The sequence below is a fragment of the Clostridium sp. LIBA-8553 genome (assembly GCF_057782465.1).
This window is the reverse complement of sequence record NZ_CM173489.1, coordinates 1,332,383-1,352,198: the sequence shown is the minus strand read 5'-3', so window position 1 is coordinate 1,352,198 and position 19,816 is coordinate 1,332,383. Positions and strand designations below refer to the sequence as shown.

Below are 19,816 nucleotides of genomic sequence, written 5' to 3'. Positions count from 1 at the left end.
TATTTTTTTACATACTATCTCTATAAATTTAGCGCTTTTATAGAAATATTTTTAATTCATATAAACTATTTAGTGATATAATTAATCTGTTATAAAAATAATACTTTTTCTTATGCTACAAATAATATAGTAAAGGTATTCAAAACTTATTTAAGGAAGTGGACTACTTGAAAACGCAGACTAGGAATTACTTAATTGATAATAGTAAAGGCCTTCTAATATTTTTAGTTGTTTTGGGACACAGTTTAGAGTTTATTAGAAAGGATTATGAGCTAGCAAGATTTTTATATGTTTTTATATATGAATTTCATATGCCTGTATTTGTTTTTATTTCAGGCTATCTTTCTAAGAATGTAGAAAAAGGACGTAAGAATGCTGTTAGAAACTTTCTTATACCATTTTTACTTTTTAATATAATCTGGAATCTACTTGAGTTAATAGGTTCATTATTTTTACATGGTAGATTTGTTGAACTTCCCAATGCACAGTCATTTTCTTTTTTTACTCCTGGATGGGCATTGTGGTATATATTTGCTATGTTTTTATGGAAGATATTCCTGCCAGATCTTTTGAAGTTTAAAAATGTATTTGTGCTTAGCATTATTGTTGGTATAATTGTAAAATTATCTGGAGAGTTTGGTGCTTATATGGCTCTTTCAAGAACTATTACCTTTGCACCTTTTTTCTTAGCTGGATATTACTCTAGTGAGGAAAGACTTAAAAAGCTTAAGAAATTTATAAAGTTTAGATTTTTAAATAAGGTTCCTGCACTGCTTATTGTATCCATGGGAATTCTAATAGCTTTTGTATTTGTTAGATTCACAAATATTCCAGATGAGTTTTTCTGGGCTGATAGATCATATCATAATTTTAATATAAATATAATTACTACCATATTGCTTTATATTTCAGTTTATATTATAGGATTTGCTTTTGTCTATGTTTTCATAAACTTAATGATTGATAAACCAACATTTCTATCAAAAATAGGTAAAAATACTCTTGCAGTATATTTCCTACATACTTACTTCATCGGTAGTATTTTAGGATTAACAACTTTAATGTCTAGTAATTCAGGCAAGCTCTTTGCCTTGATACTAGGTTCTTTGATAGTTACTTTTATTCTTTCAAGAAATAGAGTAGCTAGAATTTTCTCTAAGTTCTTAAATAAAATTAATAACTTGTTATTTATAAAAGAATAAGAGGATAAATATTTATTTTATCCTCTTTATTTTTTTGCTTTAATTATTTTTAATAACTTTTTATCTAAAAAAATATCTTACACATCTACTTACTATTATACTTTTTCATAGTTATCATATATAAAATTTCAACAAATATACTTAATGAAGCTAATAATATAATTCCTCTAAAAACTATATTTACATTACTTATAAAGATTTCTAAAAAGTATTGATTTAATATATACAGTATTATTAAATAGGTACTGCTAAATGCTATTCTTGTATTTGAATTAAAATCTAAATCAATGTCTTCTGTTAATTCCTTTAATCCAAAGAAAAATAATAGCTTTCTATAAAACTTAATTTTTTTCATAAAATATACTCCTATAAAATCCCTTTAATATTAAAATTATATAGAGAAATATGTTCTAAGATATACTCACTTATATAAAACTTTTTTATGTTTTTAATTAAAGCATTTAATCATATTTTGAAATCTATTGCAAAAATTTATAATTAATTTTGTTCCAATTTAATGTATCATATTTAATATGTTCACTTTCTTCTTTTATAATATAATCATTAATAAATTCTATTCATTTATCTGTACTTTCTGTAGAAACTTTTGAAGTTAATTTTATTTTTAATTTATCAAACCTTTCTTTTTGAGCTTCAGAGATTTGTCTTCCATCCAAACTTTTTGCAAGTAATAAAGCATCTACATAATTTTTATTATCTATAAATTGATTTAATTTTTCCATATCTCTGGCTATCGCTTTATCATATTCATCTTTTTCCTCTATATTTTTCACAAGATTATCTACACTTTCCTTAAAACTTGCATAAGCTTCATCTTTATTACCTATAGCCTCAATTTTAACTTCAGCCTTATTAATTTGACCACTTTTAAAAGCTTTCTCTGCTGCTAAATAATCTTCCACCATTTCTTTTAATTCTTTTGCATCCTTATTCTTAGGATTATCGTCTAATGCCAACTCTAAAGAAGCAACTGCCTTTTCATATTGCTTTTCATTAATAAGCTCTTTCCCTTTAGCTAATGCTTTATCTGAATTATTACATCCCATAAAGCTTCCTGCTACAACTGTAATAAATATTCCTGAAATCAAAAATTTAATATTTTTTTTCACTTAATTAACCTCCTGTCCACTGCCATAAATTGTTTTAATTTAATCTAGCAAAGTAAATCAAGTAAAATCATAAACAAATTTGAATTTCTCACTGTTATTTAACAGGTATCTCTTTGCTTTTAACCTTATAAATAAAGTAATTTTATTTACTTTATTAAATTGTTCCCCTTATAACTTTACTCCTTCGTAACATAAAAAATAGCAACCTTTTCCCCTTATAAAATCACCTTCTATAATTTAACATGCATTTCTATAATTTTTCCATTTCCTTTTTATCCCAATTAAATAGTAGCATATTTTAAATAATAAGTAAATATTCTTAATTTAATAAAACAATGATGAATAATTTGGTAAAAGTTTCAAAACAAAAATACCAATACCCTTAGAAGTACTAAAATCAAAGGGATAATCTAGATACCACTAGATTATCCCTTATATATGTAAAATTTATTTTTTATATTTTTCGTAATTTCATACAAAAAATCATATAAGATTTATGTAACTATTTAATTTAGAAAGCTGAATTTCATTTTTCATTTTATACACTCCATATTTACTCTCAACAACTTTTCCACCAAGCTTTCTAACATGCCATTGAATATTCATTCTATCCTCTAAACCTTCTATCTCAACATAATCATCACTTTTTATTTTTATATAGCATTCTCTAATAACCTTACAAAGTTCTCTTGGCATTTTTATTTCTCTCATGGCTCTTACTATACCTTCTTTTCCTTCAATTAAAAGAACTTCAAAAGTGTAATCCAAATCCTCTGATAGATAAAAATCATCGGAAGCAAAATTTAAATCAACTGGAAATGCACTACATTCTAAGACTCCGTCTATGGTAAGAGTAAAACCTACAAAGTCTCTTAAAAGCCCAAACTCTTTTTTAGGATATATTTGAAACCCCAGTTCCATCTTTCCAAAATTAATAGCAAATTGATCTTCTGATGTTGAATTATCCCATCTAAGTAAAAGGTTAAACTCATCCCTACTCTGAAGAATCATTGCACTGTCTCCTTTAATATCCATATAGGTCTTATCTCCTATACCAACAATAACCCCCTTATCATCGTATTCCTCATCTGACTCCAAACTCTTTCTAAGCTCTTCCTTAGCATCATTAATGTTACTTAAGAAAAGTTCATCTTCAAATTCTTCTGTTTTAATAAGTTCTCTGACGAAATCTGTTACATCACTAAGCTTTTCATTCATCATAAAAACCTCCCCATTTATTACAATAAGATTTTAAACCATTATATACCAAAATCTCCTATTGGTACAGAAAATTAAATAGACTGTATCAAAATGTTTACTTAATTAAAACTTACATAAAAACTTATAAGTTTCAGTAATTAGCTCCATTTTAATACAGTCTTCTGCAAAACTATATGCTTACAATATATACTTTTCCAATAAATTATTATTTATTTTAGTCTTCTATATATTTATCTAAGGTGGACTTTTCTGGTTCATCTGTAAAATTGTAAAGACTAAAACTCTCCTCCACCTGTTTTGAAGTTATTCCATCAAAAAGTATGGTATCAAGATTCTCTATATCTTCTAAAGCAAGCTCTCTATCATATTCTTCATTTGTAATTTTCACATAGTACTCTCTAATAATCTTACAAAGTTCCCTTGGAAGTCTAATGTTCCTCATAGCTCTTACAATATGATTTTCATCTATAGCTATTATATTTAAAGCATAGTCCATTCTTTCTGAAAATTCAAAACCTTCCGGAGTAAAATTAAAATCTAGTCTCATATCACTATAATCTACAGCATCCTTAATAGATAAGGTAAAACCTACAAAATCATAGTGCATACCAAATTCTTTTTTATCGAAAAGCTGAAATCCAAAATCAACTTTTCCTTTGCTAACTCCTCTAAAACTTTTCTTAGCTTCACTTGGAAACCTTAGAATAACTAGGAGACTATCCTTGTCCGTCAAAAGGCTCACCATATCCTCTGAAAGGTCTATGGAAAGTTTACTACCAACCTCTAAGTAGCATTCCCCATTTTCTTCACCGCATTCTAACTCTTGAAGGTTGTCCTTTCCTAAAACATGATATAAATACCTTTTAAACTCAATATCAAATTCATTTTCCATCCCTTAAGTGTCTCCTCCATTTAAAAATAACCTTCAACTATTATATATCAACAAACTTAGAGTTACAAACCATATTTTAACCATTTTACAATTCTAAAAAGCTATAAAAAGTGATGAAGTGTCATTTTTACCAGCAATTAGTTAAGTTTTTAGGAATAACTATATTAAATCTATATTTTAAAGTAAACATATATTTTAATCACCCAATTATATTTTTCTCAATATGCTAGGATATTATTTATTATAAGTAATAGGAAAACATTATAAAATTAAGTCAGCATATGTTTCAGAAAAAATAAAACACATACTGACTTAATTAAATTCATTTAAATAACCAAAAAAATTTTATTAAAACTATAATGCCATAAATAATGTACCTATGAAAATTAGTATGCCTCCTCCAATAGTTTTTATAGTTACTTTCTCATTTAAAATAAAGAATGCCATTACTACTGTTATTATTATGCTAAGCTTGTCTATAGCTATAACCTTAGTTACTTGCCCCATTTGAATGGCCTTATAATAGAAAAGCCAAGAAAGCCCAGTTGCTAAACCTGAAAGTATTAAGAATATCATAGAAGTGTTTGAAATGTTCTTGATTCCCTTGAAGCTTCCTGTAATAAAAACAATTCCCCAAGCTAGTATTAATACCACAACAGTTCTAATAGCTGTAGCAAGATTTGAGTTTACATTCTCAATTCCTATTTTAGCTAATATAGAGGTTAGTGCTGCAAAAACAGCTGATAGCATAGCGTAAATAAACCACATATTTTCTCCCCCATTCAATTGAAATAGATTATCACTTTCATATTTTATCACAATATTTCTTCATTAAAAGAAAAGTTAATTAAAAATTAATTATTCTTTTAATCTCCTTTAATTGTAACAATATAGAAAATTTCACAAAACATAAATAGTTTAAATTAAATGTAGCACTATCAATTGTACTTATCTTTCTCTTAATTTGAATCAAAAAATTGCCTAAAATAAATAAAATGATAAATATTAAATATAAAACAATGTTTAATTAAAATAAAGAACTAGCATCAGCCTATCCTTTACTTTATTTTGTCTCTAAGTTTTAAAAGTACTTCTCTTATTTCTTTAATTTCTTCATGAGTGAAATTTTCAAATATACTATCAAAGCTATTGTTTATATCACATTTGAATGTTCTTGCAAAGTTTATTCCCTTTTTAGAAAATATTATATAAGTGTTTCTCTTATCTTTTTCATCCTTAAATTTTTCAACATACCCCATATTTTCAAGTCTTGAAACAATGCCAGAAACTGTCCCCTTAGCAAGAGACATCTCATCACAAAGCTCTTTAACTGTAACTTTTCCTTTATGAGCAATAAGTTTAATAACTGTTATTTGTTGGTGAGTAAGTCCACTTTCCTTAAGCCCCTCACTAACCTTCCCTACAGTGGTTGAATAAATTTCCTTTATTAGCATAGCTATTTCAAATGAATCATAATTCATATAAATCCCTCTTTTTTTTTAACTTTATTTTTAAGAAAGCTCATTGTTTAATACTCCTTTATATTTAAACTAATTTTAAGTATATAGCAAAATATTCTATCAAGTTATATAAAATTAAATGGTACATAGAGGTTTATTAAACTCTATGCACCACTAGCTTTCTTTATCTTAAGTATTAGCTTATTTTATATTTAACTTTTAAATTGTCAAATGTAAAGAATCCTACGAAAAAATATATACCAGCTATAAATAATGCTGCTCCTAATCCAATATAGAAAGTTCCTAAGTAAACTGGATTAAATATTCCTAAGTTTCTAACTGTAATTCCAAAGAAAATCATAAATCCCATTATGATATAACCTTTAAAATCAAAGAATGAAAATACACAATGCTTATCAAGTTCACTGTTTACAATTCTTGTTGTATGCTTTTTAAACATTTTACTAAATATAAATTTAAAAAATACAAAAAATACAATAGCAGCGAAAATAGTTGTAAAAATTAAATTACCGTGATGTGACATAACATCTCCAAATCCTAAAGTAAATACTCTAAATCCTGCAAATCCCCAAACTAATCCTGCTATGAAAAGTAAAACTTTTTTACTAACTCTTGGAGTAAATTTTTTAATTTCTTCCATAAGTGTCATCTCCTCTAAAATCATCTTAATCTATTAAATGCTGAACTCCTAAAAATGGTTCGCATGAGAACTCTTCGTTCCTATGCAAATCATTTTACTCCCAACAATAATTATTGTCAAATAAAAGTTTTTACTTTTCAGAAATAACTCTAAGCCATCTTAATAAACTAAAAAAGGAACACTTAAAGTATATTTTTCATACACTAAAGTACTCCTTTTCTTTTTTTAGGCTATTAATCATAAAAGATTTCTAATATGGTTAGTAGCCTTATTAAATTCTATCCTCTTCTATAGTATTCACTCATAATCATTCCATCAAAAATTTTTACATTATCAAGTTTTAACTTAATTTCAGGGTTACCATCCTTAAATAAAGGAATTCCTTTTCCTAATATAACTGGTATTGTAGTTATTATGTATTTATCAATAAGATCTTTCTTCATTAAAGTATCAATGAACTCACATCCTCCTACAATCCAAATATCCTTTCCCTCTTCTTTTTTAATCTTTTCAATAAAATTAGCTGCATCCTCATTTATAAATTTAATATCATCATTGTAAGTTTTTGTTTTGCTATAAAGCTTTCCAAAGTCCTCATTAACAAATATTATATCATCACTTTTATCTCTTAAACTTTCTTCAAGTAAAGCTTCCTCATCTATTTTATTTTTTGTAAATATGTAGCTTTTTTTACCTTTATATGGCCAAACTTCTGTACTTAGCTCATTAACTATTTGCTCATAAGTTTTTCTTCCCATGATTACAGTATCTATTCCACCTAAGAATTCTTCATAGCCATTGTCTATATCTTCTTTTCCTTCTCCTACAAGCCAATTAACATCTCCATTTTCCTTTGCAATATATCCATCCAAACTTTGTGCAATATATAATATTACTTTTTTCTCTTTACTCATACCTAATTTGTTGCAAATAATATGTATATTTTCTTTTATTATCCTTTATCTATAAATCTATTTTAAGTAATCATAATTCTCTTATGCTAAACATATAACTCCCAAATAAACAATAAGCCTTTAAACTTATTACTAATTTAAAAAATACAATTAATAATTACGTAAAATAACTCTCCTAAAGCGTACTTAAAGATACATATTATCTCAACGTCCACCTCCTAAAATAAGTATTTTTAGACTATATTTAAATTAAGCTAACTCTGAAAATCAACACTAGTTTAAAGCAAAGCCTAAATTAATATTCTCTTAAAATATAAGAAAGTTTTCCCTTTCTTATATATAAGTTTACTACTAAAATTAATTAAACTAAAATTTCATATAAACTGAATAAGTACTCTTTCATAAAATCTTTTCTTAATTTCATTAATAAGCTTTCAAATATATAGTATAAAAGATTTCTTTAAGGGAAATCTAAGTGTGTATCCTTATAGAAGTTAAGACTCCATTTTTGTGATTGATGTTCATCACCTCCTAGAAAGTCTTAATTTCTCAAATTTTCTATATGCCTTTTTAAATTGAAGAAGGCTATACCTTTATATTTCCCCCTTCTGAGAAACTTTTGGTATAGCCTCCTTATTTTATTTAATATTACATCTTATAAGCTTAAAGGTTGTAATTGCGAAAATAACTACTCCCACAAAAGATAAAAGTCCACTTAAATAAAAGAATATATCCCCTAATAAAGTTACACCTACAAAATTTAAGAATCCTATAGACCTCTGAAATACTTCTGCTTGAAGTAATACAAGCATAAAAGATCCTAAAGCTACTAAAAGCAATTTAACATTTTTATTGTCCATACAATAAAATCCTTTCTATATTCTCCCCTTACTTATTCTCCTATTTTCCATTTGAAATATTTATTTATAAAAATTAAGAAAACTACTAGTAAAATAGTCATTATAAATGGCTCTAATATACCATACAATTCTCCAAAGGTTTCCACTAAAAATTCCTCCTTATTTAACCTTAAAGCCAATAATAGTTTAAAATTACTTTCAATTTCTAAATCATAAATTCTATTCTCGGCCTTAGTAGCCAGTTTACTTCCTAAACCAACTCTTATCTTTTACTATATATACTTCTCTAATGAATCCCCTGTCTTCTCTTTTGCACCAATCACTTTTAATTAAATATTCCTTTATTTTACCAACTTAAAATATTTTGAGTTGCTATTTTTTGATATTCGTTGCAGCATATAAGCTTGCAATCCTCTCCACCAAAATGTTCTGAAAAATAAAGTCTTTCCTCTTCAAGCTCCTCTATTCCCTCTATATCACCTTTAAGGTAAGCTTTAATTCTATACATAGCAGAGTCACATCTTGCCATAACCCCTCCAAGTCTTATATCTATAACCTCAAAGCCTTGACCTTTGCATTCTTTGTACCATAAATCTCTAAAGCTCTTATGGAAACTCTTTAACTTCTCTTGTATTTCTGGAATAAAGCTATATGCTATAAGTCTTAAGGCATCTCTATCATTCTCTAAATAGGCCTTTCTTATTTCTAATCCAATCTCGCTTTTAACAGAAAGATAGACAGCAAACTTAGAGTACATCTTAAACATTGACTTAAAGTCACCGCTTCTTTCACCTATTTCTTCATATTTTTTAGAAAGATTCATATAGTAATCTTCTAAAGATAATCCTTCTAAGTGCTTATCAAAAGCTCCTAAAAGTATATCTTGATATGCTATATATTTTGAAGGATTGCAAACTTCCATATTTGGAGTTTTAACTGAAGGAACAAGATCTAGTTCTTCTAAAGAAATAAAGTCTTTCATACTTAAACCTGTTAAGGCCTTACATCTTTCATCTATCCACTCCTCATCTACATTCTCATAGTAGCCATGCTCCCCAAATAGTATAAGCCCTACCATTATTGAATATATTGGGGTTTCTGATCCATCATCTCCCCATGCAGTAGCAAAGACCTCTTTTATTCCTTTTGCCTTGCATTGATTTAAGGCAGCATTTGTTGTAGTAAATGTCTTTGAATAGTTTGGTGCAAAACCACTCCATCTCCAACATCCACCTGCAAAGATAATATTATTTTTGAATGCATCCCTAATATCTAAAAGCTTTTTGTATTTTTCTTCATCAGAATTATAGTAATCCCAATAAACTAAGGAAACTTCCTCTGGAATATTATTAGCTATTTCAGGAGTTATAACTATGTCAGTATCATAGTATCCTCCATCCGGTGCTCCACATCTTAAGAACATATCATCCCACATCATTGGATTAAAGTCATACTTCTTAGCTATTTCATTAACTTTATTTAAATGTTCTACCATAAGTTTTTGATGAGGAACATGTCCATGCTTAGTTAAATAATGTCCTCTTCCTAAATCAAAGGCTTCATCCATTCCTATATGAATATTTTTACTTCTAAAGCATTCTCTCAATGATGAAATCATCGCCTCTATAAACTTATAAGTCTTTTCTTCTCCCACTAAAAGCACATCATGAGTATCCTTCATACCTTCACCATAATTCCATCTTAAGGTTTGTTTTAAGTGAGCTAGGGTTTGTATGCATGGTACAACCTCTATACCTAGGGAATATCCATAATCATCAATCTCTTTTAATTCATCCTTAGTATATCTTCCTCTCATATATCCAAAGTATGGATATCCATCAACCTCATAAGTATCTTCAGTGTAAAGCATACATTTATTATGACCCATTAAAGCCATATATCCTAAGATTTTTTTAACCTCTGAAACTCGATAAACAGCATTTCTTGAAGCATCTATCATTGATCCGACTGAGTCAATACAAGTTTTTTCACTTTTTGAAAAACTCTCTTCTCCATTTTTAGCAAATTGAAGATATAAACTCAAAGCCCTAAAAAAGTGATGCTTCTCCTTATACCTTATTTCATTAACTACTCCTCTAACAACTTCTATGACATTTTCTGAACTCTTAGGAAGCTTTGAAACATCTATCTTTTCTAAGTTTACTAGACTTACTTCCTTATTTTCCTTCTCATTATAAAGCTGAAAATCAATTAGCCCTTCTAATCCCCTAACAGCCTCAGACATTTCCTCATTTAACCCAACTAATTTAATTCTCATCTTTATTCTCCTCTCATACTAATCTAGAAATTATATAAATTTTAACTTATGCTTTAAACTATAAGTTACTTTCAAATAAAAATTTATATCTTAATAAATATGTGACACTTTCTGATCTAAACTGACTATTAGAAATGCTTTACAAAATTAAGTTATTTCTAAAAGCTCTGTTAAAAATCGGCTTTCATCTAAACTATAGTATAATTTCCATCCGTATTTTTATATAATTATAAAAACACTGAATATAAATGCAATTACTAACATATTTAAGATTAATGTAGTCATATCTGACTTACTCTTATTCTCTTTAACCTTTAAATAACTATTTAATATTGATGCAACCGCAAAAACACCTAATGGGATAAATATAACCCATCTAATATGGTCTTTTATATACTCACTTAAAACTATCAATATTGTAAGTATCCAAAAACTAACACCATATACAGCCTTTATTTGTTTGCCCCATCTCATGATATCTAATTCCATAAATTCTCCCTATTCTCACTTATATACTTATACAAATAACAAATAAACAATTACATATACTCCAATAAGTTTTTATTTAATTTTCTCTTTTCCTCAAATAATTTTTTAAGATCTGTTTCTTATATACTTCCACATAAAACTCAAATATCCTACTTAAAAATTTATTTTATGATAAATAAAAATTCTTTTTTATAAAAAATGAATTTTTTATTGACTAAAAGTTAACTTGAATATATAATCTAAATGAAATTGATTATCAATAACAATAAAGGAGGTAGATTAATGCTACTTATAATTTCATTATTAATAACAACATTCTTGAGTATTGTCTATTACAAACAAATTAAAAAATATTCTTCAATACTCTATGTAATAGCTACTCTAATAGCTATATTTTTCATAGTATTTATGAAAACTGATTTACATAACTATGTACCGAAATACATAAGTAAATATACAATAGGTATATTCTCTAAGAGTACTTTTTCACTGGCCTTATTTACTATAGTAATGTACACGGGAACTTTAAGTAATTCCTTTAAATACAAGAAAAACCTAATTGCTATAAGAGGTGAGCTTTCAATAATAGCCTGTATTTTAACCTTAGGACACAATATTTTATACGGAATATATTATTTCCCTACTTTCTTTACTAACCCATACTCTTTAACCTATTATAAGCTTTTTGCAACATTATTGAGCTTAATCATGATATGTTTAATGCTTCCTTTAATGATTACTTCATTTCAATGTGTAAGAAAAAGAATGCCTTATAAAACTTGGAAAAGAATTCAAAGATCAGCCTATTTATTTTATGGTCTAATATATATACATATAATGCTTTTATACATACCAAAGTATAACAATAAGCTTTTTGAAATACTATTATATAGCATCATATTCTTTGCATATTACTTCCTACGCATAAGAAAGTATTTTAAAGATAAAGTTAAAGCTTAATTTTAGCGTATAAAATTTATTAACATATAAGAATAAATAGACCTTATACTTTTAATATACTAAAAATGGACAAGTTAATATTTGACTAATTTTAAATATTAAATAATATACTCATATAACATTTAATATAAGAAAATCTTTATATAAATTTAAAACAATAGAACTTATAAATAGCTAAAGAGTTTATTTAAATGAATTTCAATTTTTAAAACATTGTATGAAAATTTTTAGCTAAAATCATACTATTTAAATAATAATATACAAATTAATTAGCTTTAATTATATAAATTTAAACTACTAATCAAAAACTCTATAATTTCATTTAATACTCAAAACTATTTATAAGTTCCTTTGTTTGCTTTTTAATAAATTCCTATTTAAATTCTTCTGGATGTCTTCTCTTAAGTTCCGGAACTACCCATCCTCTTCCTGTTTCTTCTAATCTTTCACAATATGCTTTCAAATGCCCCTTAGCGTGATATGGACCGCCTTCTCTTATTACAGTCCAAAGCGGGTCAACATCACATTCACTGGTCATCATCATTTCATCATGCCATTCTTGAAGAAGGTATGCTCCTTCCATGCATAAATCTCTTCTTACCTCTGCTAAGTCTCTTATTTCATGAGGATCATCTACAACATTGAAAAGCATTTCCTTTGGGAATAAATGATATCCATCATGATAAGTTCTCATATAAATATAATCCTTAAACCTAACCGCTCTTCGGCATACATGAGCACATTGTCCTAAAACTAAGTAATCTCTTCCTGTATCTTCTCCAGTTAAAATACTTTTGGCATAACTTTGTCCATCCCAATAAGATTTTTTCTCCTTATTGAATAACTCAGCTAATGTTGGTGCTAAATCTAAGTTGTAGTGGAATCCACTATCTCTATATTCTTTCATAGCTCCTGGCCATTTTATTATCATTGGAATTCTAGTTGTTGTGTAATCTGCAGTTCCATGTTCTGCATATATACCAAACTCGCCCATAGCCTCACCATGATCTGATGTTATTATAATAGCAAGGTCATCATATAACCCTTTATCCTTTAAAGCTCTAAGTATTTCTCCAATATGAGAATCCATATAGTTTATACCTGAATCATATCCATCAAAGAACTGTATAAGTTCATCATAATTTTTAATCTCACCCATATGTTTTGGAAATCTTGGAGATGTATCACTATTATACATTCCTATTTCTCTTGCTCCATGAGGACCAACTTTATTCTTACGATGGTCATTAAATCTCTCTTCACTTATCCATCTCTTAAAGCCATCTCCCTCAAAAGGATTTTTATAACCTTCTGGAGTTCTATAAGGAGTATGCGCATCCCAATAGTTTACATGAAGGAACCAGTTATCCTTGTCCCCATTATCTTCTATCCATTTCAAAACAGTAGGAGTTACTTCCTCTGCTGACTCTGCACCACATCCTCCAACATTGTGAAGTTCATTAAAGCCTGCATTAAACCACCAAGCACTATGTCTCTCAGCAAAAGTACTTATTGATGCTGTATAAAAGCCCTCACTTCTTAAAAACATCGGTAAACTATTAAAGCCCATGCTATCATTAAAATCTCTCTTCTCACCATCGATTCTAAAATCAGCACAAACTCCTCCATGGTTAATAACTCCTGTATGTATTCCAAATTTTCCTGACATAAGTGCTGCCCTTGAAGGAAGACAAGGTGCATCTGAACAATGATAATTTTCAAAGGTTACACCATCCTTTGAAACGCTATCTATATTGGGTGATGTATTTCTACCATACCCATAGCAACCTAAATGATCAGCTCTTAAAGTATCTAAATCTAGCATTAATATTCTCATTTTCTCAACTCCTTTAAATATAATGAAATTTAAAAATCCTCTCCTTATATACTTCAACATAACTTTCTAAAATCCTATGGGAAAATTCTATTTATATTAAATTAAATAAACTTTGTAAAATTTTATAAAGATAATTAAATTAAAAGAAAGTCTTAATTTTTTAATATTAAAACAAAGTAAATGATGAGTATGTAGAAGTTTATAATAAAAACATAAAATTGTAATAAAAAAATAAGCACTATATAGTGCTTATTTTGATTTCTAGTCCTTTTATAATCTAAAGTACTCAACAATATTAAAATTATATTCTAACTACGCAGTATTCTTCTATTTCTTAATTTCCCTTTTCTTATTAAACCTTCTTATATGTATTTCTGTACAAATTATAGGTCCAAGTAAAACTAATGCTATTACTAAAATATATCCTAAATTAGAAATTTTCAAACTAAACTTCTCCAGTATCAATGTAAAAATCACAGAAAATATAAAAGCTACTAAAGAAGGTTTGTATATATAATTATTTGCCTCTTCCCAAGTTTCTCTATCCTTCATTGCATACTTAAGTTTATATCCTACAAAAAGATTTGGGTATTCCTTATAGTCATCATGTAATTTCTTACATATAAGACCTACAACAAATATAACTGTTCCCATAAAAATTATAACCAAGAATATTTACCCCTTTCATTAATAGAATAAAGCTACCTTATATCCAACTATAATTTCATATTTTTCCAAATCATACATATTCAATATTACCATTAATTTCTACCAATTTCACTTGCCAAATAAGCCCAAAATTCTTTATCTATGCTGTTTTTTTTACAAATTGCTCCTTTTTAAAGCAATACTCCCCAAAATATAAAGACTTAATTAAAACTTTGTATATAAAATTAAATTAAGCAAATACTAAGTTATGAAGAAGGTTTCGTTCATACCTTCTTCCAAAACTACTTACTTTTTTAAAAGCTTATAGGTCTAAACCTTAATAGCCTATCTCTTACAATTATTTAAAAGTGTAATTAATTAGATTTAGTCAATCAACTTTAACTCTCTCAAGATTGTTGTCACTTCGTTTAATTAAAGAGAATGCCTCTATTCCAAATAGATTTTAGACCTATAAGCAATTTATTTTTATTACGGAGGAAATCATTTCATGAAACAAAATCCAGATGATAGAAGAGATAATGTAGATAAGATTCAAAACACTATTGATAACACAATTAAAAATATCCATGAATCTGAATCTATGATTAATTCAACAGACAACCGTAATACTCAGGCGGAACTAAAAGCAAAGAACGAGAGAAGAGAACAAGCACTAAATTCTCTTATAGATGAAATTAAGGATGAAGCATGCCACAAGAAAAATGCTTCTAAGTAACTACATACTTTTAAATTTTAGATAAACCTTCAAAAGCTAAATTTATATAATTTAAGATAAAAAAAGAAAAGCTATTCCTCCCACTGAATAGCTTTTCATATACGCACATAAACATATACAATATAAATTAATACTTTCTGATATTCTTAAATATTATCACTAACTTTAATATTTAACAACTTCCCAAAATGAACAAAAACTTACATATATTATAGTAGCAAATTATTTTGTCACATTATTCTACTATAACTTTTAATTTCGTTAAAATATTCACTTTAATTATGCCATCTATTATCTATTTCGATTTCGCTAACTGAAATTGGTCATACCACCTTATAATTGGCTATTTTGACTCTTTCTTAATTTTAGATTTATTAAAAAATCATATGTTTTTATAAGAATTTTTAAGCTATAAAATAAAACTTTTTGCAAGAATTTTTTTAATATATTTTAACTCATTATTGATTTTTAAATAAACTATAAGATAACCTTAATAAAATTTACACTTATAATTAGCTAAAAATCAATATTTAATTAAAATATAGTCTCTCTATCAAACCATATAGCTTAAGGTTCCCTTAGGCAAGTATTCTTTTATTAGTTCTAATATTAACTTTTCCGCTGGTTCTCTTTCTTCACTCTTATATTGATATTTTCCTCCTCCCTTTGGTTTCATTTTAATTCTATGAAATATATCTACTGAATTTAACATACTAGCTCTATTTATCATATCATTTGAAATACTATAAGTCATGAATATAACCTCTATAAAAATTTGATCTTTTACCCCGTCACTTAATTTTTCTCCTAAGGTTTTAAACATCTTTCTATAAAGCTTTTCCCATCCATCTACTAAAATAACTGGAGCTATGTTTAATCCAACTCTATATCCAGCCTTATACATCTTATTAGCTGCCTCTATTCTCTCCTCTAAAGAACTTGTTCCTATTTCAACCTTCCTTATTATCTCCTCAGGATTAACTGAAATTCTCATTTGAGTATTTCCATTGTGTTTAGCATCTAAAAGGTCATTAATCATGTGAAACTTTGTAGCAAAAGTAGCTTTTGCATTTTCAAGCTTTCCAAATTCCTCAATTGCCCATCTTAAATTTCCTGTTATAGTGCTTTCCAAAACCATATCTGAATTACATCCTAATTCATATGTTGCCATCTTCCCTATTTTTTTTATATTTTTCTTTACCTCATTCATTATTTCATCTCTATTAACAAAAACTCTTAAATAAGAAGTAACTCCAAAGTTAGAAACTAAATAGCAATAAAGACAACTTGCTGCACATCCACTAGAGGTAAATGGCACTATGAAATCTGAACTTTTATCATTTTCTGTAAGCTTTAGTGTCTTTCTTGTGCCTAAAACCAAATACTTCTTAAGTACATTAAACTCACTATGAGGCTGAAATCTAAGTTCATTGATTCTATTATGAGACTCAATTTCTATGGTTGGAATTCCTAAAGCTCTATATCTTTGAAGAAGCTCCCTCCCTTGAGCATATGCTATTATTCCTTGTTCATAATAAACCCTTGTTGGCTTAAACTCTCTCATTTTCTCAATCCTTTCCTTAAATCTTTTATTCTCATAGAAGTTATTTTTCCTTTACTTTTCCTCTTTTATTCCTTAAGACCTCCACTTTTACATAAAATTTTATGGAAACTTTTTTGAAAATAAACTTAGAATAAGAATAAAAATAATTAACTATTTTTAATTTGCACATTTACCCTAGCGAAATTAAGTAAAATTGTCATAAATCCTCAATCAGCTAGTATACTTAAAATTAGATGAATTAAATTTTAGCTAACTATTCTAGATCTAGTTAAAAATCAATAATAGTTTAAAACATAAACAAAAATAAAATAGCAAAAACTTTATTTTGCTACTTTTTAGTTATTTTAAAGGAGCTAATCTTTATGAGAATAATAGAAAGTCTATTTCTTTCCTTAGCATTTATAAAGGTTCTTTCGAATATAAAAGCCTTTAAATTAAAGAAAAACACTTCAGTTAAAAGCAAATTTAGGGTTATAAATATAGAATATTATGAAATGCAATTAGCCTTTAGTCTTTTAATTTTTTTTCTAATTTTTATTCTATCTTTAAATAATATTAATCACATTGGCTTATATTCAGCATTGTGTGCATTATGTAATGTGACCTGCTTATACACATTAGAAAAAATGGCTTTAAGATGTGGTTATATATCACTTAATAAAAAATAAATTTTGAAAGGATTTATCAAACCTAAAAGAAGCTTATATCCATAGAAAATGTTTAAAGTTATTTAATACTGACTTATCTTTTTTAATGGAAAACGGACAAGTTTATACTTGTCCGCTTATCTTATAATATAAAAATTTTCTAAGTTGTTTAAATTTTAGAAGATATTCTCTATTCACTAACCCCATTGTTAGTTGATATTTTGAATTGATATCATCTTAAAAACAACTTAGCTCTGTTTGTTTTTTTAGATTCCTCATTGAACCTTAGCTCCCCGTTGAGCCATACTCATCATTGAGTTATTTTACCTGTTTTAGATTTGCTTTCTGCTATTATTCTTAAGTAACCCTAGCTTAAATTACTCAAAAATAAAAGATAGATACTCTCTTTGAATACCTATCTAGGAAAATCTCTACAAGTTAATTGATAAATCTATATAATCATACTTATTCTAAGCTACTTCTTTGTAGCTTCACCTCTTACTTTTAAGCATGTTTACCAAGTTAAAATCCATACTTTTCAGTAAACTTATTTATTTAAGTTTGGTGTTAATAACCTTCTAGTATGATAAAAATTCAATCACTTGCCTCTTTCCCCAGAAAGATAAACTGTTACGTTGAATCAGGCAGGTCTCCTGGCTCATGACTATTTCTTCTTAGAGCCTTCCCATGAATACTCACAGTGGCATATTGCTAAGTAGAAGTCACTTACAGTTGCTGGGGGCAGCTTTAGTTTCACACTAAATTCCCTATTAAGCATTTCTGCACCTAACTCAAAAGTAGATTTATATTTATCTACTTATTTATATTATATAAATAAACATTCTATTTATCAACGTTTTTCCATATAAAATCTAATACTTTAAATAATTCTCTTAAAAAATTTACTTATTTGAAACTACTATTTTTTCAATATTTTAGTATATTATAATTAAAATGGATATTAAAGGAGAAATATATGAAAGAAAGAATTAACTTGAGAGTTTTAAATTTAGCTGCTTGGCTAACTGTACTTTTAACCTTTATAACGCCTTTTGAATTAAACTCTGGTGGTTTTAAAACTTGGGGATTCCCCTTTAAATATTTTACAACATATGAATTTCCTCAAGAAAGCAATACACTTCTATTTTCTACATCAATCAGTATAAGCGGCCTTCTTTTTAATGTTGTAATTATATATTTAGTTATTATTACATTACTATTTTTAAAAGAAAAGTTTATAAAATAGAAAATAAAAATATACTGTTTATATAAGGGGGATAATAAATATGTTGGAAATACAACCTTTAGATGATATTATGTCTTATTTTCAATTTATCTTTTTTACTTACGTTACATTGTTTATTATTGTATGCGTAAATTTTTTCAAAGCACTATATATTAATAAAAAATCAAAAGGAAATCATTCTATTGAAAAATCAACTCAAATATTTGATTTGGGTATTGATGTTCTATGTGGATTGGCTATGTATGCAGGTCTTATATTTCAAGGGGTATTAGCATACAATAATGCATTGAATTCTTCTATTTGGTCTAATAGACTTGTATTAATATCTATTGTAAGCTTTGCTATTTTTATATTAAATTTAATTGTAGTTTTTAGAAAAAGATAATGGATAAGTAAAAAATAAATCATGGTAATTTTTTCATATCTTCTTTTAAACCTACTTCTCTTATTTGTAATATTTTGTAAAACAAGTTATAATTAGTATATAAATGCAAAGAATTGAGGTGTTTATTATTATATTTATAGCTTTTTTGATTATAATTGCAATAAGTATCTTTTTAGGTAGAGGAAAAAGTCTCATGAAGCAGAAATTATTCATAGCCTCCTCTGCATTATTAATCTTAACTGGAATAATTACTACAATTCTAATAAAAAGCATATTAATAGTTAAACTAGGAATGGCTAAAGAAACTTATGGTTATATTGATGATACTTTTATAAATTTGGCACTTTATCGCTTTAATTCTTATTTTAAATGGTCTTATTTATATGTAGCAATAATTCTTGGAGTCCTTCTCTTTACACTATATACAAATAAAACTATGAGAAGTAAAGAAAACTTAAGACAATTTACTTTTATGTGCGTAACTTCTATGGGAGTAGTTTTAGCTGCATCAATTATCTACTCTTTTAGTACCATGAATAAACTGTTTAATCTTCCATTATATATAGGGATAACCTCCATGGCTCAGGTATTTATACTTTATATTCCACTTGTAGCTATGAGACTTTATATAGGAAATCCTGAGGTTGAAAACACAGTTTTTACTATTAATTTATCTTAATATACCT

Annotated in this window: 20 protein-coding genes and 1 riboswitch; of the genes, 6 read left to right on the top strand and 14 right to left on the bottom strand. The window is 27.1% G+C overall.

Translation table 11 applies throughout. From position 1 onward, the window contains the following. Positions 1–167: 167 nt before the first annotated feature. Positions 168–1,202 (top strand): acyltransferase family protein, encoded by a 1,035-nt coding sequence (locus tag AC2JAQ_RS05970; RefSeq protein WP_488458384.1) that lies wholly within the window; start codon positions 168–170, stop codon positions 1,200–1,202. An 85-nt stretch (positions 1,203–1,287) separates the two neighbouring features. Here AC2JAQ_RS05970 and AC2JAQ_RS05965 read toward each other — a convergent pair whose 3' ends face one another. From AC2JAQ_RS05965 to AC2JAQ_RS05915, 11 genes are all read right to left on the bottom strand, one after another. Continuing rightward, complete coding sequence (locus tag AC2JAQ_RS05965; RefSeq protein WP_488458383.1) at positions 1,288–1,557, bottom strand: hypothetical protein; 270 nt, start codon at positions 1,555–1,557, stop codon at positions 1,288–1,290. Positions 1,558–1,780: 223 nt separating this feature from the next. Then, entirely contained in the window at positions 1,781–2,332 is a 552-nt protein-coding gene (locus AC2JAQ_RS05960) for a hypothetical protein (protein ID WP_488458382.1), read from the bottom strand. A gap of 483 nt (positions 2,333–2,815) precedes the next feature. Further along, positions 2,816–3,553, bottom strand: coding sequence for a hypothetical protein (locus AC2JAQ_RS05955; RefSeq protein ID WP_488458381.1), 738 nt, complete (start codon positions 3,551–3,553; stop codon positions 2,816–2,818). Between the two features lie 214 nt (positions 3,554–3,767). Then, entirely contained in the window at positions 3,768–4,445 is a 678-nt protein-coding gene (locus tag AC2JAQ_RS05950; RefSeq protein ID WP_488458380.1) for a hypothetical protein, read from the bottom strand. Positions 4,446–4,799: 354 nt separating this feature from the next. Next, positions 4,800–5,213: an EamA family transporter gene (locus AC2JAQ_RS05945; protein WP_488458379.1), complete on the bottom strand. Its 414-nt coding sequence runs from the start codon at positions 5,211–5,213 to the stop codon at positions 4,800–4,802. A gap of 290 nt (positions 5,214–5,503) precedes the next feature. Next, a complete protein-coding gene (locus AC2JAQ_RS05940; RefSeq protein WP_488458378.1) occupies positions 5,504–5,926 on the bottom strand; it encodes a MarR family winged helix-turn-helix transcriptional regulator in 423 nt (140 codons plus the stop codon). Between the two features lie 175 nt (positions 5,927–6,101). Further along, positions 6,102–6,566 carry a hypothetical protein gene (locus tag AC2JAQ_RS05935; RefSeq protein WP_488458377.1) on the bottom strand — a complete coding sequence of 155 codons (465 nt, stop codon included), beginning with the start codon at positions 6,564–6,566 and terminating at the stop codon, positions 6,102–6,104. 278 nt (positions 6,567–6,844) lie between these two features. Next, entirely contained in the window at positions 6,845–7,480 is a 636-nt protein-coding gene (locus tag AC2JAQ_RS05930; protein WP_488458376.1) for a dihydrofolate reductase family protein, read from the bottom strand. Positions 7,481–8,118: 638 nt separating this feature from the next. Then, positions 8,119–8,340, bottom strand: a complete 222-nt coding sequence (locus AC2JAQ_RS05925) for a hypothetical protein (RefSeq protein WP_488458375.1) — start codon at positions 8,338–8,340, stop codon at positions 8,119–8,121. A gap of 346 nt (positions 8,341–8,686) precedes the next feature. Continuing rightward, on the bottom strand, positions 8,687–10,618 hold the full coding sequence (locus AC2JAQ_RS05920; RefSeq protein WP_488458374.1) for a beta-N-acetylhexosaminidase: 1,932 nt from the start codon (positions 10,616–10,618) through the stop codon (positions 8,687–8,689). 219 nt (positions 10,619–10,837) lie between these two features. Next, positions 10,838–11,107: a hypothetical protein gene (locus AC2JAQ_RS05915; RefSeq protein ID WP_488458373.1), complete on the bottom strand. Its 270-nt coding sequence runs from the start codon at positions 11,105–11,107 to the stop codon at positions 10,838–10,840. Positions 11,108–11,389: 282 nt separating this feature from the next. Between AC2JAQ_RS05915 and AC2JAQ_RS05910 the strand changes: the two genes are divergently transcribed. Then, entirely contained in the window at positions 11,390–12,067 is a 678-nt protein-coding gene (locus AC2JAQ_RS05910; RefSeq protein WP_488458372.1) for a ferric reductase-like transmembrane domain-containing protein, read from the top strand. 373 nt (positions 12,068–12,440) lie between these two features. Here AC2JAQ_RS05910 and AC2JAQ_RS05905 read toward each other — a convergent pair whose 3' ends face one another. Together AC2JAQ_RS05905 and AC2JAQ_RS05900 are read right to left on the bottom strand one after the other, a co-directional pair. After that, positions 12,441–13,904: a sulfatase gene (locus AC2JAQ_RS05905; RefSeq protein WP_488458371.1), complete on the bottom strand. Its 1,464-nt coding sequence runs from the start codon at positions 13,902–13,904 to the stop codon at positions 12,441–12,443. A 327-nt stretch (positions 13,905–14,231) separates the two neighbouring features. Then, positions 14,232–14,573 carry an SdpI family protein gene (locus AC2JAQ_RS05900; RefSeq protein ID WP_488458370.1) on the bottom strand — a complete coding sequence of 114 codons (342 nt, stop codon included), beginning with the start codon at positions 14,571–14,573 and terminating at the stop codon, positions 14,232–14,234. Between the two features lie 487 nt (positions 14,574–15,060). Between AC2JAQ_RS05900 and tlp the strand changes: the two genes are divergently transcribed. After that, positions 15,061–15,288, top strand: a complete 228-nt coding sequence (gene tlp / locus AC2JAQ_RS05895; RefSeq protein ID WP_488458369.1) for a small acid-soluble spore protein Tlp — start codon at positions 15,061–15,063, stop codon at positions 15,286–15,288. A gap of 553 nt (positions 15,289–15,841) precedes the next feature. On the opposite strand, the gene AC2JAQ_RS05890 is transcribed toward tlp, so the two are convergent. Beyond that, entirely contained in the window at positions 15,842–16,852 is a 1,011-nt protein-coding gene (locus AC2JAQ_RS05890; RefSeq protein WP_488458368.1) for an SPL family radical SAM protein, read from the bottom strand. A gap of 1,273 nt (positions 16,853–18,125) precedes the next feature. Beyond that, positions 18,126–18,304: riboswitch (cobalamin riboswitch) on the bottom strand. A 171-nt stretch (positions 18,305–18,475) separates the two neighbouring features. On the opposite strand from AC2JAQ_RS05890, the gene AC2JAQ_RS05885 reads away from it, so the two are divergent. From AC2JAQ_RS05885 to AC2JAQ_RS05875, 3 genes are all read left to right on the top strand, one after another. Further along, positions 18,476–18,745 (top strand): hypothetical protein, encoded by a 270-nt coding sequence (locus tag AC2JAQ_RS05885; protein WP_488458367.1) that lies wholly within the window; start codon positions 18,476–18,478, stop codon positions 18,743–18,745. A 40-nt stretch (positions 18,746–18,785) separates the two neighbouring features. Continuing rightward, the gene (locus AC2JAQ_RS05880) at positions 18,786–19,130 is read left to right on the top strand and encodes a hypothetical protein (protein ID WP_488458366.1); all 345 of its coding nucleotides are present in this window, start codon (positions 18,786–18,788) and stop codon (positions 19,128–19,130) included. Between the two features lie 193 nt (positions 19,131–19,323). Then, the gene (locus AC2JAQ_RS05875; protein WP_488458365.1) at positions 19,324–19,809 is read left to right on the top strand and encodes a hypothetical protein; all 486 of its coding nucleotides are present in this window, start codon (positions 19,324–19,326) and stop codon (positions 19,807–19,809) included. Positions 19,810–19,816: the final 7 nt, after the last annotated feature.